The sequence below is a fragment of the Centipeda noxia ATCC 43541 genome (genome assembly GCF_000160555.1).
Classification (GTDB): Bacteria; Bacillota; Negativicutes; order Selenomonadales; family Selenomonadaceae; genus Centipeda; species Centipeda noxia.
In genome coordinates, this window is record NZ_GG749280.1 from 234,148 (window position 1) to 254,164 (window position 20,017).

At 53.6% G+C, this 20,017-nt stretch carries 20 protein-coding genes and 1 tRNA gene; 4 read left to right on the top strand and 17 right to left on the bottom strand.

The annotated features are described in order from the left end of the window. Nucleotide 1 precedes the first annotated feature (1 nt). Both floA and HMPREF7545_RS04970 read right to left on the bottom strand, forming a co-directional pair. Nucleotides 2-1,000, bottom strand: coding sequence for a flotillin-like protein FloA (gene floA / locus HMPREF7545_RS04965; protein ID WP_006694598.1), 999 nt, complete (start codon nucleotides 998-1,000; stop codon nucleotides 2-4). A gap of 37 nt (nucleotides 1,001-1,037) precedes the next feature. After that, nucleotides 1,038-1,670, bottom strand: coding sequence for an NfeD family protein (locus HMPREF7545_RS04970; protein WP_006694599.1), 633 nt, complete (start codon nucleotides 1,668-1,670; stop codon nucleotides 1,038-1,040). A gap of 827 nt (nucleotides 1,671-2,497) precedes the next feature. Here HMPREF7545_RS04970 and HMPREF7545_RS04975 point away from each other — a divergent pair. The 4 genes from HMPREF7545_RS04975 to HMPREF7545_RS04990 all read left to right on the top strand — a co-directional run bounded on the left by HMPREF7545_RS04975 (nucleotide 2,498) and on the right by HMPREF7545_RS04990 (nucleotide 6,269). Beyond that, nucleotides 2,498-3,019, top strand: a complete 522-nt coding sequence (locus HMPREF7545_RS04975; RefSeq protein ID WP_006695777.1) for a hypothetical protein — start codon at nucleotides 2,498-2,500, stop codon at nucleotides 3,017-3,019. 248 nt (nucleotides 3,020-3,267) lie between these two features. Then, nucleotides 3,268-3,819 (top strand): recombinase family protein, encoded by a 552-nt coding sequence (locus HMPREF7545_RS04980; protein ID WP_006695778.1) that lies wholly within the window; start codon nucleotides 3,268-3,270, stop codon nucleotides 3,817-3,819. Between the two features lie 302 nt (nucleotides 3,820-4,121). Then, nucleotides 4,122-4,673 carry a hypothetical protein gene (locus tag HMPREF7545_RS04985; RefSeq protein ID WP_006694602.1) on the top strand — a complete coding sequence of 184 codons (552 nt, stop codon included), beginning with the start codon at nucleotides 4,122-4,124 and terminating at the stop codon, nucleotides 4,671-4,673. Nucleotides 4,674-5,234: 561 nt separating this feature from the next. Next, nucleotides 5,235-6,269, top strand: a complete 1,035-nt coding sequence (locus HMPREF7545_RS04990) for a tyrosine-type recombinase/integrase (protein ID WP_006694603.1) — start codon at nucleotides 5,235-5,237, stop codon at nucleotides 6,267-6,269. Between the two features lie 99 nt (nucleotides 6,270-6,368). On the opposite strand, the gene HMPREF7545_RS04995 is transcribed toward HMPREF7545_RS04990, so the two are convergent. The 15 genes from HMPREF7545_RS04995 to flhA form a co-directional block, all read right to left on the bottom strand. Beyond that, nucleotides 6,369-6,445: transfer RNA gene (locus tag HMPREF7545_RS04995), tRNA-Pro, on the bottom strand. A 35-nt stretch (nucleotides 6,446-6,480) separates the two neighbouring features. Beyond that, nucleotides 6,481-7,239, bottom strand: a complete 759-nt coding sequence (locus HMPREF7545_RS05000) for a hypothetical protein (protein ID WP_006694604.1) — start codon at nucleotides 7,237-7,239, stop codon at nucleotides 6,481-6,483. 75 nt (nucleotides 7,240-7,314) lie between these two features. After that, nucleotides 7,315-7,650, bottom strand: coding sequence for a hypothetical protein (locus HMPREF7545_RS05005; RefSeq protein ID WP_006694605.1), 336 nt, complete (start codon nucleotides 7,648-7,650; stop codon nucleotides 7,315-7,317). Nucleotides 7,651-7,666: 16 nt separating this feature from the next. Further along, entirely contained in the window at nucleotides 7,667-9,265 is a 1,599-nt protein-coding gene (locus HMPREF7545_RS05010; RefSeq protein WP_006694606.1) for a FapA family protein, read from the bottom strand. Nucleotides 9,266-9,332: 67 nt separating this feature from the next. Then, on the bottom strand, nucleotides 9,333-10,088 hold the full coding sequence (locus tag HMPREF7545_RS05015) for a FliA/WhiG family RNA polymerase sigma factor (protein ID WP_006694607.1): 756 nt from the start codon (nucleotides 10,086-10,088) through the stop codon (nucleotides 9,333-9,335). 25 nt (nucleotides 10,089-10,113) lie between these two features. Beyond that, nucleotides 10,114-10,524 (bottom strand): hypothetical protein, encoded by a 411-nt coding sequence (locus HMPREF7545_RS05020; protein WP_040571225.1) that lies wholly within the window; start codon nucleotides 10,522-10,524, stop codon nucleotides 10,114-10,116. A 14-nt stretch (nucleotides 10,525-10,538) separates the two neighbouring features. Next, nucleotides 10,539-11,024: a chemotaxis protein CheD gene (locus HMPREF7545_RS05025; protein WP_006694609.1), complete on the bottom strand. Its 486-nt coding sequence runs from the start codon at nucleotides 11,022-11,024 to the stop codon at nucleotides 10,539-10,541. 1 nt (nucleotide 11,025) lies between these two features. Beyond that, nucleotides 11,026-11,649, bottom strand: a complete 624-nt coding sequence (locus tag HMPREF7545_RS05030; RefSeq protein WP_006694610.1) for a chemotaxis protein CheC — start codon at nucleotides 11,647-11,649, stop codon at nucleotides 11,026-11,028. A gap of 28 nt (nucleotides 11,650-11,677) precedes the next feature. Further along, entirely contained in the window at nucleotides 11,678-12,145 is a 468-nt protein-coding gene (locus HMPREF7545_RS05035; protein WP_006694611.1) for a chemotaxis protein CheW, read from the bottom strand. 19 nt (nucleotides 12,146-12,164) lie between these two features. Further along, complete coding sequence (locus HMPREF7545_RS05040; RefSeq protein ID WP_006694612.1) at nucleotides 12,165-14,198, bottom strand: chemotaxis protein CheA; 2,034 nt, start codon at nucleotides 14,196-14,198, stop codon at nucleotides 12,165-12,167. Nucleotides 14,199-14,216: 18 nt separating this feature from the next. Next, a complete protein-coding gene (locus tag HMPREF7545_RS05045; RefSeq protein ID WP_006694613.1) occupies nucleotides 14,217-14,843 on the bottom strand; it encodes a CheB methylesterase domain-containing protein in 627 nt (208 codons plus the stop codon). Continuing rightward, a complete protein-coding gene (locus HMPREF7545_RS05050) occupies nucleotides 14,836-15,528 on the bottom strand; it encodes a flagellar brake protein (protein ID WP_006694614.1) in 693 nt (230 codons plus the stop codon). Before HMPREF7545_RS05050 ends, HMPREF7545_RS05045 begins: the two co-directional genes overlap by 8 nt. An 18-nt stretch (nucleotides 15,529-15,546) precedes the next feature. Continuing rightward, entirely contained in the window at nucleotides 15,547-16,446 is a 900-nt protein-coding gene (locus tag HMPREF7545_RS05055; RefSeq protein WP_006694615.1) for a MinD/ParA family protein, read from the bottom strand. 1 nt (nucleotide 16,447) lies between these two features. Next, on the bottom strand, nucleotides 16,448-17,821 hold the full coding sequence (gene flhF, locus HMPREF7545_RS05060; RefSeq protein ID WP_006694616.1) for a flagellar biosynthesis GTPase FlhF: 1,374 nt from the start codon (nucleotides 17,819-17,821) through the stop codon (nucleotides 16,448-16,450). Then, on the bottom strand, nucleotides 17,822-19,906 hold the full coding sequence (flhA, locus tag HMPREF7545_RS05065; RefSeq protein WP_006694617.1) for a flagellar biosynthesis protein FlhA: 2,085 nt from the start codon (nucleotides 19,904-19,906) through the stop codon (nucleotides 17,822-17,824). Nucleotides 19,907-20,017: the final 111 nt, after the last annotated feature.

Here is a 20,017-nt window from a genome sequence, read left to right on the forward strand (position 1 = left end):
CTCACTTTACCGGAGGAGTTGGATGCTTCTCATCGTGCTTGCCTGCGGAGCTGATCGCCTGGCGCATATCCGTATCCGACTGGATGTTGCTGAGCTGATAGTAATCCATTACGCCGAGCTTGCCTTCACGCAGCGCCTGCGCCATCGCGTGCGGAACCTCTGACTGCGCCTCGACGACCTTTGCCTCCATCTCCTGCGTATACGCCTTCATCTCCTGCTCGCGGGCAACCGCCATCGCGCGGCGCTCCTCTGCCTTTGCCTGAGCGATGCGCTTATCCGCCTCAGCCTGGTCGGTCTGGAGCTCGGCGCCGATGTTGCGCCCGACATCAACATCCGCAATATCAATCGAAAGAATCTCAAACGCGGTTCCCGCATCGAGTCCCTTTCCGAGAACGGTCTTGGAAATATCGTCCGGGTTGGCGAGCACATCTTTATGGTTCTCCGAGGAACCTACCGTCGTGACAATACCCTCGCCAACACGCGCGATGATCGTCGGCTCGCCTGCACCGCCGACGAGGCGGTCAATGTTTGCACGCACCGTAACACGCGCTTTGATTTTCAGCTCGATGCCGTTTGCTGCGACGGCAGAGACGATCGGCGTCTCGATGACCTTCGGATTAACGCTCATCTGCACGGCATCCAACACATCGCGGCCCGCGAGGTCGATCGCAGCCGCACGTTCAAACGGCAGCGCGATCTGGGCACGATGCGACGCGATCAGCGCGTCGACTACCTTGTCCACGTTGCCGCCCGCGAGATAATGCGCCTCAAGCTGATTCACGCTCACATCAAGGCCGGCTTTGTTTGCCTTGATCAACGGCAGTACAATGCGGCTGGGAGGGACGCGGCGCAGCCGCATGCCGATCAGTGAGACAATACTGACCGAAACGTTTGCCGAGATCGCGGATACCCACAGCCCAAGCGGCACAAAGTGCAGAAAAATCGATATGGCCAGAATGACGATGACAATGAGGAAAGCTCCTCCAAACAGTGTACCCATAAGTACCTCCTTACATGATCCGTTCCATATGTGTGTGCTATGCCTCGCGCACGACAATGCGGCTCCCGTTCACGGACAGAACGACAACCTGCGCTCCCTTCTGTATAAACGCGCCCTCGGAGATCACATCCACGGGACGGCCATCGATCCGCACCGTCCCCGAGGGACGCAGTTCCGTGAGCACCTCTCCGGTCTTTCCGACCAGCTCAGACTGCTGTGCGGCACTGACATAGCCCGCTTCTTCACGGGAGCTTGTGCGGAGCACCATCTTATTCCACAGCTTGCTCGACGGAAGGCGTGATACGATCAGCATAAACGCGGCAACGGAGATGATGAGCGCTATGCCGAGTGCAGCCAGCGCGCCGATATCGCCGCCGAGTGCGAGCACGATGCTGTAAAGCATCGCCGCAACGCCAAGTCCCGCAAGCAGGCCTACCGTCGGGAGCAGGATCTCCACAATGATCATCAATACGCCGGCAAGAAAGACCGCAATATGATAGAGTTCTACCAGTCCACGCGTATATTGGCTGCCCCAGAACACCCCCGCCGCAACGATGCCCAGCAGGACGCCGATGCCCATACCGCCCGTTTTGATCTCCACCATCACGGAGAGAAACATCACGGTAAGGAGCAGTACCTGCAAAGCGCCGATATCTACAATGAAATCCATAAGGCCCCACCTTTCCAATGCAGCAGTACAGATCAGAATTCTCTCTAATGTGGCGTTCCGAATTTATCAGCATTTTCTTAACATAGTCCTATACTGAAAAACCCCCGCGCACGCTGCGCGGAGGTCCCTATGCTGAAAAATGGTCGGAACGACGAGATTTGAACTCACGACCTCTTCCACCCCAAGCAACTCAAAAGGCTCGGGGCCCAAATTCAAACAATAGGAACGCTACACATTAACAACTTTTTCTAAGGTCATCAAACACTCGTTTTGATGATCTTGGAAAGCGTTGATAATCTTACATACTTGCGCTTTCAAAAAATCCCCTGTATAATGCAGACGAACCCCTATAGGCATAGGCGGCTACTTCTTCACCTCTCCGACTCTATAAGCGGGAGGTGATGCGATATGAGTTATTACGAGTTCGTTTTTGTTTTAGTTCTCGTCACTGGCTACATCATCAGCATAAAAAAGAAATAACCGCCCTACTTTGACACGGTAAGCGGTTATTCCCGTCTTTCTGTGAAGAAGTAGCCGCCTTATAGGGGTTCTTCTCTTTGTGTCTTTATCATAACAGATATACACACTTTCCGCAAGTTCTTTATAAAAGCTAATTTTTGCAAAATATTTTCGAGCGGGTATATATATTATTATGGGCAGCTGATTCCCCCGTGCAGCACTCTCTGCCCGTACCCGCCTGCTGGCGCAGGTGAAGACAACAAATCCTTTTATTTTCGGAATGCAGAACATACCTAAGACTATACATCAAAGGGGGAACGTGGTAGAATTAGGAAGATATTAGATTGGCTTGAGGGGAGTTATGAGATATGCTAAAACGACTAGGTGTTATGTGTCTATGGGTCTATATTTCTCTTTGTTCTATGGTGCTAGCCGCTCCTGTTGCTCCTACATATGCAGAGCAGACGTTAGATAATCCTATTGATGGTGGATTCCTCTTGCAAAAGACTGCTACAGGTGCTATAGTCGTTCCCCACAATTATCCACTTGTTGTTCAGTTCAGTGTATATTATCAAGAAAATGAATTTTACTTTGGAGATATATCCCTTTTACAGTTCAATAAAAAACCTCCCGTAGATATTAAACAAGTAATTTTATTATCGGATTTCAGAACCATTGAACTTCCTGATAAAGACCACAAAAGAGATACAGGCTTAGAATATACGACCGATGCCTTTATGATACCTTCATCCCTCGGCGGTAACTTAAAGGGATTCTTCAGACTTCCTAGCAGTAAGATTGTCTTACGGATTATAGACAATAAGAATATGCTACACGATTATTTTCTAGATATGGATTTTATAGAGCAAATTAAAAAGACCCTACTCTAAAACTGTACGCCTACACTGTGCGGCTTGATTGTCACATCGTGTAGGTTTTTTATTTTATGTCTTTCCCCTGCATGTAAATTTAAACCATAGTCTAACATTACATCTTCAGGCAGTGTATGAACCGTGTTAAGCAAAGTCCTTTTTTACATTTATTTACAAATGTCTATAAAGTTATTGATTCTATTTTTACACTATGCTATACTTATGCCATCCGGTCACAGACACACACCATGAGGAGGAATGGCAGAATGAAAGTTGGCTATGTGAGAGTATCCACCGTGGAGCAGCACGAGGAAAGACAAACAAGGGACTTGACAGAGGCAGGAGCGGAAAAGCTCTTTCTTGACAAACTGAGCGGCAAAGACACAAACCGCCCCGCCTTGCAGGAAATGATAGAGTTCGTACGCGCAGGTGATACCGTCCTTGTGTCTGAGTTCTCACGGCTTGCCCGCAGCACGCGCGACCTATTGGACATCGTGCAGACCTTGCAAGATAAGGGAGTGACCGTCATAAGCCGAAAAGAATCCCTTGACACCTCCACACCGCAGGGGCGCATGATGTTGACGGTTATAGCAGGTATGGCAGAGTTCGAGCGCACACTTATGCTGCAAAGACAAAAGGAGGGAATAGCGATAGCAAAGGAACAGGGAAAATACAAAGGCAGACAAAAAACAGAGAAGCCCAAAGAGTGGCAAGAATGGCGAGAACAGTATCAGACGAGACAGATCACAGCAACGAAACTGGCTGAACGCTGCGGAGTCTCCCGCCCCGTCATCTATAAGTGGCTGAAGGAATCCTAAAGCCCTATCTGTTTCGAGGTAATCACATAGACAAAAACACGCAACAAAGCCTTTTGACATTTGTCAAGGGGCTTTTTCTTTTATCAGGATATTATATTTGTGGAGAAAACGGAACATTTAACTAATAGCTAAAGGCTTGTCATTACTGGCTTTATAGATATTTTTCTATTCTCTGTTTTTAGTGGTACACAAGTCAGGAGAAAAACACTTTTCTAAAATTCTGTGAGTCATATAGTCGCAAGGCTTCCGTAGGCGGTACACAAGAAGAAGAGAAAAAGTCACTTGACAGGAGGAATGATTTCATGTATGGCAACAAGACTAACAAAAAGCAGAGAAGAAAAGAGGGTTTTATAGCAGGGACTCTCAAACTCCATGCCTCTCTCAATAAAGGAGGCAGTAAGGAAATCTCTCATGCCCTTCTGCTTTCTAAGGTGCGAGGGATGGTTAAAACATGGAAACGCTTTGCAACGCGAAAAGAGCTGCATTGGAAACTCTTCCTTGTACTTTCTGATTGGTCTGAATCAAAAAGGTGTAAATCTGATTTGCATGTGCATTTCTTACTCTATTCTTCTGCTGCCTCTCTAAGCGGGGCATTCTTTCAGAATTGGTGGAGCAGTAATAGCATGGGAGGATTTAAGCAGGTGCTCGTGAAGCCCTATCTATCGAATCGAAAGACCACAGTTCGCTTTCCGATTGACTTTGGGTGGTTTAACTATGTCAGGGAGAACTATAGGTTCAGCACTCACAAGAATAAGTGGGAACTATGCTCTGATTCTTTGGTTAATCATTCATGGCTTATGCTTGGTCTTCCTGAGAGGGTAAATAGTGCTGAGTTCTTAGGGCTTGCATGGTGAAGTTGATTTGCTTCATAGGGGGTGAACAAAAGAGGAGTTAAAGAGAAGAGCATAGCCATAGAGGTATAAAGGGTTAAAGGTAGTAGTGTCAACTCTTATATATAATATTATATATACTTATAAGTTAACTTATAAACGCTCTTTAAAGGGATAAGAGGCGAAATACAGAAACCTTCTTCCCGCAGAGACTCTAAGGAGAGAAGTATTTTTTGCAAAGTGTTTTGTCCACTTAATGTCAAAAACCTATTCTGTTTCCTTGTTTAGGTATGTGGGATATATAAAACTATATCAAAGCACCTAAGAACAGTTTTAGGGGCACTCTCGTGTGCGTAATAACGGAATACGAGACAAGGAAGAGGGGTTCTGATGCGACATCATCCCTGCTTTTCAACAAACACGCTATTTGGCGCTCGAGAACATCACGGAGGATAGAGAGGCAGCCGGTTAGGGCTTCCCGAGGAATCGGGAGGCTCTTTTTTTGTGTCTATTTACAGGTGCTATACATTGCGCTATCATGAAAGCGTTAATGTGTAGTGCTTCTATGCAAAGGAGCGTTACATAATGAGCGACACAATCACAATGACAAAAGAGCAGTTACAGGAAGCCATGAAGGAGGTATTGCAGGGGCTTCCCGCCATCCAGACACAACCCGCCATGAAGGGCGAGAGCATCGCCTTTAAGGAATATGGCGACAAGTACATGAATGACAAAAGCCGCACCGTGGCAAAGACAACCCATTCCAAGAGCGCGTGCCTCTATCGTGTGCAGCTCCTGCCCGCATTCGGGGAACAGCCACTAGCGGCAATCACCCGTTCACAGGTGCAGGGATTCGTAAACGCTATGGCAGACCACCCCTACAGCATGGAGACCATCAAGGCGACAAAGTGCCTCCTATCCTCCATCATGGCGCTTGCCGCATCTGATCAACTTATCCCTGTTAACCCCTGTAAGGCGGTTAAATTGCCAAAGGTGGAGCCGAACAAAAAGCGAGCCCCCAGCATGGAGGAGTTCAAGCGACTCATGAAAGCAAGTGAAGGGCATCGGCTATGGATTGCCATCCCTCTCCTCTTCCTTGCAGGCTTGCGCCTAGGGGAAATGCTTGCTCTCACATGGGAGGATATCGACATGAAAGAGCGCCTAATTCATGTGTCTAAGACGTGGAGCGTTGAGAACGGTTCAGGCAAAGCATACCTAAAGGATTCGCCAAAGACAAAAGCAGGGAGGCGCAGCATTCCCATAGGCGACGACCTCTATACTATGCTGAAACGCTATCGGACGAACGAGGGTAAGGGAAAGAATGTTGTCATTCCCAAACGTGACGCAGACGAATATACACATCCGCAGGTGTTCAGGGGCAAGGTGTTCAAGTATTGGTGCTATGACGCTGATCTGCCGAAAGACATCACCCCGCATTCAGGGCGACACTATTTCGCCTATCACCTCTATGCGGCGGGCGTGAATCCCGAAACCCTGAGACACATCACAGGACACAGCGACATCACAACCCTGCTGGATGTGTATTGTCACACCGATAAACTTTCGGACGAAACCATGATTCAGGCACGCAACAGCATGAACGCCTTATCAGGTAAATAGTCCTAATTTCAGGGAGTAGCTACAGCTAGGCAGACAAAAAAAGTGAGGCATTCAGTACGCAACACTGAATACCCCAAAAGCCTTATAGCTCTATGCAAATGGTCGGAACGACGAGATTTGAACTCACGACCTCTTCCACCCCAAGGAAGCGCTCTACCAAGCTGAGCTACGTCCCGAATACGTGGTATTATACCGATCTTTTCATTTTTTGTCAATCCCTCTGCGTCATCTGCTTCATGAGTCGAAGGGCTCCCATCTCCACGCCGGTCTCGCGTGCTACCTGCTCAATCGTACGTCCCGCGCGCAAGAGTGCGCGGGCCTTGATAATCGACTCGTCCTCACGCGCCGGCGGCTCCGCGTCTTCGGCAACGGGAGGAGGAGCCGTTGTCTGTACGGATATCGGTGCAGGCGCTTCCTGGCGCAAAACCGGTTCGGCATCACGGCGGGAAACGGGAGCTGCAGACAGATTTGGCTGTACCGCTGCCGTTTGTGTTTGTGGAGATACTGTTTGCGGCATGCGTCCATGCACGCCGGATCGCGTTTGTTCCCGCAGAATGGAGGCGTGAAGGACAGCTGCAAATTCATCCCCATCCATGCGCCGCGTCTGCTCTGCATATGCCGCAGCCTGCGGCGGAGATGACTGCTGCGGCGCATTCACCGCAGGAGGAGCCGAGGGGGGCGACGCATGACCGAGATCACGCAGATGCCGCTCCAGTTCCTCAATCCGCTGCCGCAGTGCCCACTCGAGCCGCTGTGCGTCCGCGACGCGCGTCTCAAGACGTACGCGCCGATCATCTGCCTCGCTCAGAAGGCCCTCCAGTTTAGTTACATGACTGCCAAGCCTCTTGATGATCGTATCCGCCGACTGTTGGAGTTCCTTTTTCAGCCTCTCAATGGATGCCGCGAGATCCTCGTCTTCCTCCTCGCTGTGCTGCCGCCGATGAATGATATAGCGAACGATGAGCAGCAAGACTGCGCCGAGGATGATGAGTACACCCAGGACTTCGGTAATGGAGATAATAACAGGACGCCTCCCTTATCCAATTCAAAAACTGATATCGAGATGTACGCCGCGGTTTGGATCGGCCGCAAGACGCTGAAGGAGTTCGGCGCCGTGATCTTCCCCGCGCGCTCCTTTGCCCTGATCTTCCTGTCCGCCGCCCTGCCGCCGCTCGCGCTCCGGATCATCCTTCACACGCACATCCGCGCTTGCCTCTTCCTTTGCGCGTACTTGCTGGCGCGCGAGCTCCGCATCCTCTTTTTGACGAATGGATTCGAAACTCTGCTGGATGTTGACCTGGTTCTGCATGTTGCTTTGAATATTTCCCGCCTCATTTGATTGGGGGAACATCATCTGCATGCTGATTGGCGTGACATTCATGGGTCTGCCTCCTTGTCTACAGGATGCCTACAACGATTTCGCCGTCGACCATCCGAAGTTTAGCGTGGTGGAGCTCCTCTCCAATGGCCTTCTTTACCCCGTTGATGGTAGCATTGACTCCTGGATAGACGGTATCCGAAGCCGCGATCGTGCCGTGCTTCATTTCTTCAAGCTCATTATTCAGCTGTTCGAGCTGTTCCTGCATCTCTTTGATTTTGTTTGCAAGAGGGAACTGCAGATGCGTCATCTTGACCAGCTGCTCCCGCCGCTTCTCGGGCAGGCTCATGAGCGGCTGCTTCTTTAGGATTTCGAGTGCGCGCTGAATCTCTGTGAGCTGCTTGTTTGCCGTCTGATAATCCTGCAGGAGCGTATCGTGCTGATGCTTTAAGTTGGGATCGATTCCGACATTCAGATTGGTCTGTACATAAAATGTGTTGCCGAAAACCTTCGCACGAATGGACTCTCCGGCACTGACGGTACCGCCCGTAATAATGCCGCGGCGGCCCTCAACGAGGACGTGATGGCCTGCGCGCATCTCTGAGTGGAGGACAACGTCGTTGATAAAAATGTCGCGTCCGGCCGCAACGTTCGCATTCTCGACGAAAGAGGCACTCACATCCTCGCGTGCACGAATTTTACCGGTATTCATTCCGCGAATGCCGCCGTGTATGATGACATTGCGGCCCTCGATCTCCGCACCGCCAACCATCCCTTTGATTTCAACATCTCCGGCCGCCTTGACTGAAAATCCGCTCTCGACATCGCCTTGGATCTCGATGCTGCCGGCAAAGTCAATATTTCCGGTCCCGACATCGACACTGCTGTCGATGACAAGATGCGGATCGACGCCGATTTTTTTGCCGTCGTCCACAATCTGTCCGTCAATCACCGCAACGAGTTCGTTCGTATTCACGATTTTCGTATTCTTGCCCTGCGGCAGTGCTGCCGGTTTTCCAGGTTTTGGAGCAATCTCCTCGCCGAATACGTTCTTTCCGGGCGTTCCCGGAGTCTCGGGAACACGCACGGCAAGTACGTCGCCGACGTGCGCCCGAATAAAGATATTCATATCCTTATAGTCTACGCGGTCATGGGCCTGGGCAGCGGGGCGCCCCTTGACGCCCATATCAAATTTCTTCTCGATGCGTGCATCTTCTCCCGCCTCGGGGGCAGTGCCGCGCGCAGCTATGAAGGGCGACAGATCCGCAAGTCCGCGCTCAACTGCCGCGCGGTCGATTCCGTAAACAACCTTCTTCGCAGTAAGCGCGTCAATCACATCGGAGACGCTCGGCGGAAGATTGCCGTTCTTCTCGTCAAAGCGCACGGCCGCCGTCATCGCATCAGGCGGGATCTCAACACTGACGGGAATGACGGTATTCTCCTCCCCGTCTCCCAGCGCAGGATCAAGTTTCGTTTCGACGCCATCGGCTGCGCGCACAAGGCGCGCCAGCTGCAGGGCGTCAAAATCCGTGACTCCCGCTTCTTTCATTTTCTCCTTGAGGCTCCCGATTTCGACGCCCGGGCTGCCGACCTCTTGCGGATAAACGGTGAGATAGCTGCCATCCGATCGAATGACAAGCTGAAATCCTTCGCTTTTGCTCCCAACGGTACGCTCCATAATACCACTCTCGCTCCATCAAAATTGCGCTTTTATTACAACTATTTCCCGCAGGGGTTCATGCGCACTACTCTTCATCATTCACACGTGCCAGCGATCCCCGCATGCGGAAAATCGCCTTCGTATGCAGCTGCGAGATACGTGCCTCTGAGAGATGCAGAATCGCAGCGATCTCCTTGAGCGTCATCTCGTCATAATAGTACAGCGTAATAACTGTACGTTCCTTCTCCGGAAGCTTCTCAATCGCCGCTGCGAGCGTCTCCTTGACCTCAGTCCACTCCGCGTGCTCGACAGGGCCGTCCTCCAGCGATGTAGGAGAGTCCGTGCGCAGGTATTCTTCAAGCGGAATGACCGTGGCTGCACTGACCTGCCCCTCCAGATGATGCAGGCCCTCGATTGTGAGATCAAGTTCCTCAGCGAGCTCCTCATCCGTCGCCGTGCGCCCGAGTTCTCCCTCGAGATGTGCGACAGCCTTCTCATACTTTTTGATGTTCTGACGCACGCTGACGGGGATCCAATCTTTCGCGCGCAGATGATCCAGCATGGCTCCGCGCACACGCACACCGGCATACGTCTCAAACTTATTGCCGCGGGCAAGCTCATAGCGCTCAATCGCGTCCAACAGTCCGAAAAAGCCGCTGCTGAGGAGATCCTCCCGATCAACATGCTGCGGGAGGCTGATGGCAATTCGACCGGCGACCAGCCGTACGAGGGGAAGATAATGCTCTGCGATGCGGTTGCGCACGGCAACGGTCTTTTCGGTCTCGTAGGCACGCCACAGCATGTCAATATCCTCTGCCGTCTGCTCCGTCATCTGCATCATCTCCTCTCAGCCGTCCGCGCACTTCTTATGCAGGTGCAGGCGCTTCCTCTCCATCGGTCGGCTGCTCCTCAGCGGGCGGCGCCGTCATATGCACGAGCGAATTCTCCGAAAGCGGCTTAAAGCTTGCCGGTTCTGCGAAGGCCTCTGCGGCCTCCTCATCCTTCCCATCCTCCGCTGCGTCAAAGTCAATATCATCCGCATGGTAGACCTGCGTCTGCATATCCCGCATACGCTCTTCCGGCTCTTTGTCGAATGCAGCCCAGCCCTTCGCCTCGAGAATAAACGTCACAAGATAGGTGAATGTGCCGGCGCAGAGGAAGGCAACGAGGCTCCGAAGAGATGCCGTAGCAAGCCGGGCATCATTGAAAAGCCCGGTAAGGAATACGACAATCGCCGCAATAACGGCGAATACGAGCGCCATTCCCAGTTTAAACAAAATCGTCACCTGCCCTAGATCTTTTTATCCCCTTTGCTGACAGTTTTTACCGTATACGCGCCGTCGTTGAGATCAATGGAAACCGTGCGGCCGTAATTGAGGCCGGTATCCTCTGCAATCAGACGAATCCCATGCTGCGCGAGCAGTGTCTTCGCCGCCTCCGCATTACGCTCGCCGACGCGCATAACGCTCGTCGAGTTCGAGAACGCAAACATCTGCGCGCCGCCCGCAATCTTTGCCACAAGGCGGGATTTCACCGCGCCGAGTTTCAAGACATCCGCAAGCATGAGCGGAAAACCGGTGTCAATGAATTTTGCAGGGGTATCCGAAGGGCGCGCCTGCTTGCTGTCCGGCAGCATATAGTGAAGCAGTCCGCCGACCTTCGCTTGGGGATCATAGAGAGAAAGTCCGATGCACGAGCCCAATCCATAACTGATCAATGTGGACGGAGCTGCGCCGACTTTGTAGTCGGCCATACCGACTTTGATCAAATCCGGCATATCATCCAACTCCTACCGCATTCATAATGCTGCCCAGTGAGCCCGGATCAGGGACAAGGAAGAAATGTCCGCTGATGCTTCGGTCCTCTGCTATAAAATTCGTCTCGATAAGCAATGCATGATCGCCCATCTCACCGAGCTGAACCAAAACGACATTGAGAATGGCGCCGGCCATATCCACGGCAAGCGCGGGGATCGACGGCAGCATGCTCATTCCGGTGAACGTATAGAATGCATTCAAATAGGATCCGGCAAGAATATTGCCGATTTCCATCAATGCCGATTCATCCATCGCGTCCAGCTCTGTCGTTTCGCCGCGCTCGCGCCCGAGCAGTGTATCTACAAGCGCAAAAGCACTCTCACGCGGAATAAGAAAGAGGATGTTGCTTGGCGCTTTCCCATAAACGCGCAGGAAAATACCGACGACGACCAATTCCGGTCCGCCGACAAATTCCGGGACATCTTCAATTGGAACGAGCGCTACCTGCGGCACATTCATCTCGATGCGGCGCTGAATGAGACGGGAAAGCGCCGTCGCGGAGTTTCCCGCACCGACATTTCCAATCTCCTGCAGCACGTCCAGCTGCATCTCTGACAGCTCTGTCAGATCATCATCTACTGCCATTGACCCTACCTCGTATGGTGAAGTATTTTTATTTCACTTCCTTCGGAAGTCCGACAATCTCCTCCAGATTAAGGAGAACGATCAATCTTCCGTTGATATTGCCGATCCCGCTGAGGAACCGGCTGCTTTCACGTGCATTCGTTGCTTTCTTCGTATCCACCGGCTCGTTCTCGAGGCTGAGCACCTCGGTCACCGCATCGACCAGCATGCCGACATGTACATCATCAACCGCCACCGTAACAATGCGCGTGCGTTCTGTGTACGGTGTCTCCGCGAGTCCAAGACGCTTCTTGAGATCGATTACGGGGAGAACCGAGCCGCGCAGATTGATAACGCCCTTGATAAAGTCTGCCGCAAACGGAACGCGCGTGATGTCCGTCAGATTGCGGATCTCCTGCACATTCAGAATGCTGACGCCATATTCCTCGTCACGAAGATTGAATGCCACATACTGCGAGTTCTGCGGCACATTCCCCTGATTCATATCCTCTGCCATCTTATTTGCCCTCCCCTGCTTACTGCTGTATCATCGTTGCAACATCAAGAATCAGCGCGACCTTCCCGTCGCCGAGCACCGTTGCTCCGCCGAAGAGCTTGAGTCCGGCAAAGAGGTTGCCGAGTGTCTTGATGACGATTTCCTGCTGGCCGATCAGATTGTCTACGACGATGCCGGCCTTCGCCTCGCCCGCGTGGACGACGACCACGAAGAGCTCGTCCGAGTCCTTCGTATGGGGCACCTGGAGGGCTTCCTCCATGCGGATGATTGGGATAATCTCACCGCGCAGGACAATGACCTCTTTGTTCTGGACGGTCTGAATATCCGTCGGCTCGATGTTGATCGTGCTGTCGATCGATCCGAGCGGGATGGCATACATCTCGTCCTGCACCTGCACGAGCATCGCCTGAATGATCGCGAGTGTCAGCGGCAGCTTAATCTTAAAGATGGAGCCTTCATCAATATGCGTCTCGACATCGACATGTCCCGAAAGTGCTTCGATCTTGCTACGCACAACGTCCATGCCGACGCCGCGGCCGGAGATATCGGTGATCTTCTCTGCCGTCGAGAAGCCGGGCAGGAAGATGAGGCGGACGGCATCTGCATCATCGAGGCGGTCCGCTTCCTCCTGAGAGATCATTCCCTTTTCAACTGCCTTGCGGCGGATCTTGCTCGCATCAATACCCGCACCGTCATCCGTAATCATGATGACAACGTTGTTGCCCTCGTGCCGCGCGATGAGTCCCACCTCACCGGTACGCGGCTTGCCCTTTTCCTCACGCGCATCAGGGCTCTCAACACCGTGGTCGAGGGAGTTGCGCAGGAGATGCATGATCGGATCGCCGATCTCGTCGATCACAGTACGGTCAAGTTCGGTTTCTTCGCCCTCGATCGTCAGGTTGATCTCCTTGCCCAGTTCCTTGGAAACATCGCGCACCATGCGGGGGAAGCGATTGAATACGGCGCTGACCGGAACCATGCGGACCTTCATAACAATGTTCTGCAGATCGCCCGTCACGCGGTCCATCTGCTCGAGGGTCTCCATAAGATCGCTCATACGGTGTGTCTGGCCGATCTGCTCGAGACGCACCTTGTTGATGACGAGCTCGCCCATGAGGTTCATCAGTGTATCGAGTTTTTCGATATCGACACGAACACTCTGGCTTTGATGCTGCTTCTTGGCGGGCGCCGCCGCAGGCTTTTTTGCCCCCTCTTTCTTTGCTGGGGCGGCAGCTGCAGAAGCGGCGGGTGCAGCCGCAGGTGCAGCATCTCCGCCTTTGCCGATTTTATCGGGGTCGAGTTCCTCGACCGCAATATCTTCAATTTCGGAGACGGTATCGACAGCGTTCTGCACAGACTCGGCATCGTCGGAGCTCGCCACAACAACATCAAAGCTGAGCTCGAACTTCTCCTGCTCGAGATCCTCCGCAGACGGGATGCTCTTGATGACATCGCCGACCTCATCGAGGGCATGCATGACCATAACCGAGCGTGCTGCTTTGAGAACGCAGGTTTCCATCAGTGTAACCTTGACATGGTAGAGATGCATGCCGGCTTCTTTTGCCTTTTTCATGACATCGAGATCGATCTCGTCAAAGCCGAGATCGACCTCTGCTCCACTGCTGCTCCCGGCAGATGCGGGGGCCGCCGGTGCTGCTGCGGCAGGCGCAGGGGTCCCCTTGGAGATCGAGCTGAGCTTTGCAACGAGATCAGAAACGTCGACGACATCCTCCGCCTCGCCGTTTCCGACGCTGTCTACCATCTGCTCCAAAGAGTCGAGGCATTTGAACAGCGTATCCATAATGTCTTCATTGAGTTTGAGTTGTTCTTTGCGGACGAGGTCCAGAACATCCTCCATCTCATGCGTCAGCTCCGCAATCTTGGTAAATCCCATCGTCGCGGACATGCCCTTGAGCGTGTGCGCGTTGCGGAAGATGTCGTTGACGGCGCTGACCTCCTCCATGTTCTCCTCGAGGCGGAGCAGGCCTTCATTCAGAGACTGAAGATGCTCATGTGACTCGTCCAGGAACATGTCCATATACTGGTTATCCATTGATATTCCCCCTACTTCCTATCTTCTCACAGCCGCCTCAATCGCATGCGCGATCTGCGGTAATGGGCATATCTCATCGGCCAGACCTGCGTCAATCACGGATTTTGGCATCCCGTAGACAACACAGGTTGCTTCATCCTGCGCAATGCAGTAGCCGCCGTTTGCTTTGATCTTGCGCATCCCTTCGCGTCCGTCATTCCCCATTCCTGTGAGAATCACGGCAACGACATCCTTCCCCAGATGCGCAACAGAGTCATACATTACATTAACTGCGGGCCGATGATTGCCGACCGGCGGTTCATCACTGAGCACAATGCGCCGTGCACCGGACTCACTTAAGACACGCAGGTGGCGATCTCCGGGCGCGATGTACACGCACCCCGGCTTGAGTATATCCCCATCCCGCGCCTCCTGTACTCGGACTTTCGAAACGCAGTGCAGGCGTCCCGCCAGGGCATTGGTAAAGCCGGGCGGCATATGCTGCACGACGACGACGGGACAGGGAAAATCCTCCGGCAGACTCGTGATCACGGTTTGCAGCGCCTGGGGGCCTCCCGTCGAGGAACCGACCACAACGATCCGCATGCGTGCGTGCGGATCGCCTCGGCCGCCCATTGCCATGGTCTTCTTTCTGCTGTCAGTCATCTTTTACGCGCTCCACCTGACTGCGCTGTACCTGGAAGAGGTAGCGAACGATCTGATCCCGCAGGCTGCGTGAGAGCCCCTGAAATTGCACGCCGATGTGATAGATCGGCAGGTCGTCCTCACGTTCAATACGCGTTGAGCGCTTTACCCGTGACATGAGTTCGATCGTCCCAATGCCCGGCACATCGTTGATTTCAAGCGCTACATATGAGTCCAGCGACACCGGCTTTGCAAAGGAGAATGCCATCCCGCTTCCGCTGAGATCCACGATCGGCACACGCTGCGGCGCGGCGATCTGCCCCTGTCCGTCGACAAGACGGATGGTGGCAATCAGGTTCACCCGAATGCGGAAAAGGCCTCGTTTCTGGAAGCGCTCCGCGACTTCGGGAATAGAGATATGCAGAACGGGAAGCTTTCCTTCATAGTGGCCGTGACTGTGATGAACGCTGAAAAATCGGTAGTGACACCCGTCCCCGGCCGCGAGTACATACAGGTTCTCACCGACGCGCGGGATGACAGGAACGCGGCGTTCATCCACGGGCATGGCGACAACGAGTTCATCCCCGGTGATATCTTCTATGCGGCTCGTGTAGCCTTGGGTCCCCTCCTCGCTGTTCTCAAAGAATATTTCCAGCCTCTGCCCGATAGCTAAAATACTCCTTGCCTGTACCAATTCGCCCGCCATCTGAATTTTCCTCCTTGGCTACGCTGAAAAGTTGAAAATTTGCTGTAAAAAACCTTTCCAACCCCGTTTGATGCACATCTCATCCCCCGTGATCAACGCCTCTGCGAGGGCGTCAATGCAGCGTGCGGCGGCCGCATTCGGTGCCGCCTTGATCAGCGGTGTCTGCTGTCGCACCGCTTTCGTTACTGCCGTGTCTTCAAAGACATACCCGAGGCACGGCACCTGCATATGCAGGAACTTATCGGCGGCGCGCTGCAGTTTGAATGCAACCTCGCGGCTCTCCTTCTGCTCATACACGCGGTTGATGATGAGGCGAAGATTCTTCTGCGCGGCATAAATGCTGTACGCTTTCATCACGGCATAGGCATCCGTCAGTGAGGTCGGCTCCGGGGTCGTTACGAGCAGCACCTCATCCGCTGCGAGGATGAAGTCCATCACGTTCCGTCCGAGCCCTGCGCCCGTATCGACAAGGATGAGATCGGCACGTGCCGCGCAGCCTGTCAATTTCTGCTGGAGGAGGAGCTTTTCTGCGTGATCGTACTCCAGCGCTTTCTCGATCCCCGATCCGCCTGATATATACTGAATACCATGCGGCGTCTCAACAATAACATCGTCGAGTTCCACCTCCGGCTGCAGAAGGTCCAGCAGGTGTTTTCGCGAAGCAGTGCCGAGGAGCACATCGACATTCGCCATCCCAAGATCGGCATCGATGACGAGCACGCGGTGCCCCCTGCGCTGAAGGGCAATTGCAAGGTTAACGGCAATGTTTGTCTTGCCGACGCCGCCCTTTCCGCTGGTGACCGCAACGACCCGTACGTTCACCCAAGCCGCTGCCTGTGCAGATGAGGTGCTCGCTGCCTGCGGCGCTTCCCCGTCAGAGAAGACCATTTGGCGCAGCCGCGTTGCCTGATCCGTCATATCATTCCCTCAAGAGCAGTTCCGCCAGACGTTCTGCCGTCGCAGGAATGATATCGTCCGGCACACTCTGCCCATTGGATAAGAAGGAAAGCGGCAGCTCCCGCTGCGCAAGCAGGTTGAGCACCATGCCGATCGATCGTGTTTCGTCTGTCTTGGTAAAAATGATCCGATTCGGCGCGCATACAGAGAAGCGGTCAATGATCTCCGCCGCATCCTGTTCCTTCGTCGTCGCGCTGACGACAAGGTGCTTTTCCATACGAGGATGCGCCATAAGCAGCTCTTTGAGCTCATCCATCTGGAACTCATTGTATTGGCTTCGCCCCGCCGTGTCAACAAGAACAAAGTCCTTGCTGCGGTGGCGCGTAATCGCCTTTCTGAGATCTGCGGCGGAGTAAACGACTTCCACCGGCAGCCCCAGGATCTCAGCATATTTCTTGAGCTGCTCTACGGCGGAGATGCGGTAGGTATCCGCCGTGATGAGCGCCCCCTTGAGATTTTGCTCCAGCACGAAATGCGCAGCAATCTTCGCAAGGGTTGTCGTCTTGCCGACGCCTGTCGTGCCGATGAAGGCAACAACGCGGGAACCGTGGGGACTCAGGCGCAGCCCGTCCGTGAACTTCATGACCTGCGTCAGATACCCTGCCAGAACGCCCGCCGCACGCGAATCAAGACTGTCCAAATTCACATCGGTGATCGAGATCTTGCCAGAAAGATCCTCGCACAGCTCCTCATGGACATCCTGCCGGCGCAGTGCATCTCGGATAGAGACGACTTCCTTTGGTTTGTTCGCCGCCATCATGGAGGCGAGCATTGTTTTCATCTGTGCCAGCTCATCCTCAAGGAGACGAATTCGTTCCGCAGAACCGTCGTCCGCGGATGCATCAGGAGCAGACGGAACGGCGGGCTCCTGTGCGGGCGCCGCTGCCGGATCATAGGCAGAGGGCACCGGCTGCTGCGGCAAAGCATCGGGAGGCGATTCCGGCATATTGGAGAGCGGCGGGGCAGTGGGCTCCTGCATCGCATAAGGCTGCGCCGGAGGCATTTCAGGCGCATAGGCATGATATAGAGGGAGCATTCCTTCCGCCGGAAGAGAAGACGCTCCCTCCTGCGCGGGGATCTCGCTCATCCGATACTGATTTACGACATTGGTAGGGAGAATAGGCGCAGCCGGCGGCACGTAGGCCGATGGCGTGCGCGGCACACGCGTCTGAGTCTCATCGACTGCTGCAGTCACCTCGATCATCTCCTCCCCGCCAAGAACACCGCCCTCACGATATTTTTTTGTATGAAGAAGCACGGCGTCGCTGCCGAGCTCGTCTTTGATCTGTTCCATCGCTTCCTTCACGGAGGATGCGCGCACCGTCTTGACCCGCACTTAGATTTTCACCACCCCAAGGATCTGGATTTCAACATTCTGTTCAATTTCCGCATGGGAGAGCACGATCAGTCCGGGAATGGAACGCTCGACGAGATTGCGGAAATAGGGACGCACGGTCGGACTTGTGAGCACAATAGGCTGATAGCCTTGATCGGTCAGCTTCCGCAGTTCTTCCTGCAGAGCCGTCAAGAGCTTCTGCATGGAATCTGGGTCGAGGCTGACATAGGAACCATGTTCCGTGCGCTGCACGCTGCCTGCGATCTTATTCTCAATTGCAGGATCGAGCGTGATGCAGGGCAGGATGCCGTTCTGGACATTCTGCTGGGTAATGTGGCGCGCCATTGCGTGCCGCACATACTCGGTCAGGATGTCTGTATCCTTCGTCGCTGTGCCGTAATCGGCGAGCACCTCGAGGATTGTACTCATATCGCGAATGGAGATGCGCTCATGCAGGAGGTTCGCGAGCACCTTCTGCACTTCTCCCACCGTGAGCAGGTTCGGAACGACCTCGTCCACAAGCGCAGCGTTTGTCTTATGCAGATTATCGAGCAGATTCTGCGTCTCCTGCCTGCCGAGGATCTCAGCAGCGTGCTGCTTGATGATCTCGGTGAGGTGGGTTGCAAGCACAGAGACTGCATCAACGACGGTATAGCCGTTCAGCTCCGCCTGCTCACGCTCATTCTCCGAGATCCAGAGTGCCGGCAGCCCGAATGCCGGCTCAGTCGTCTCAATGCCCGGCACCTCTTCGAACACCGTCCCCGAGTTCATCGCGAGATAGTGATCGAGCATCAGCTCACCGCGCGCGATCTCAACGCCCTTCAGTTTAATGATATATGCATTCGGCTTGATCTGTATATTATCACGGATGCGGATGGTCGGCACAACAAGGCCGAGCTCGAGCGCACACTGCCTTCGGATCATGACGATGCGGTCGAGGAGGTCACCTCCCTGCCCCGTATCCACGAGAGGGATGAGGCTGTAGCCGATCTCAAGTTCCATCGGATCGACCTGCAGTAGCGAGACGATATTCTCAGGGGTCGTCGCCTCCTTTTTCGCCTTTGCCTTCCGCTCGACCTGCTGCACCTCCTGCTCCACCGCCTGCCCACGATGGAGATTCCACGCGATGAAGCCGCAGAGCGCGGCAAGCGCCAGGAAGGGGATGCCCGGAAGACCCGGCATGACAGCAAGGAAGAGGAGTACGCCCGTCAGGATCATGAAAATACGCGCATTGCGGAAGAGCTGTTTTACAAGATCGCCTCCGAGGTTCCCCTCCGCAGCGGAACGGGTTACGATAATACCGGTCGCTGTTGAGATGAGGAGCGCCGGAATCTGTGCGACGAGGCCTTCACCGACCGTCAGCAGCGTATAAGTCTGCAGCGCCTGTGCTGCATCCATATCGCGCTGGAGCATGCCGATGACAAAGCCGCCGCCGATGTTGATGAGCATGATGACGATGGCAGCGATCGCGTCGCCCTTGACAAACTTCGAAGCACCGTCCATCGCCCCGAAGAAGTCGGACTCGCGCTGAACTTTCTCACGGCGTCGCTTTGCCTCCGCATCTGTGATCGCCCCTTGGTTCAGATCGGCATCAATCGCCATCTGCTTGCCGGGCATCGCGTCGAGGGTAAAGCGTGCGGACACTTCGGCAACGCGCTCGGACCCCTTTGTAATGACGATAAAGTTCACAATGACGAGAATAACGAACACGATAAAGCCAACGACGGCATTACCGCCGACGACAAAGTTTCCGAACGCAGTAATAACCTCACCGGCATAGCCGTTGAGGAGGATAAGTCGTGTCGACGAGATATTCAGCGCCAATCGAAAGAGCGTCGTAATCAAAAGTAATGACGGGAAGACGGAGAGATCGAGTGCCTCTACGTTATAGATCGCCGACATGACAACGAGCAGTGCGATCGTGATATTCAGACAAATCAGGATATCGAGAAGAATCGTCGGCAGAGGAATGATCATCATGATGACGATCGTTACGATAGCAACGGCGATCAAGACATCGCTGTATCGTTGTATGAGATTGCCCGATGAAAGAGGATTTACACTGCTGGACTGCGGCGCTGGCATGTTTTCACTCCCTCCTTCATTCTCATTTCCCTTGGGGCAGACAAAGTTCCTGCCATCTAAATATTATACCAAATATAGAAAATACGTCAAATGATAAAAATAAGACTTTTG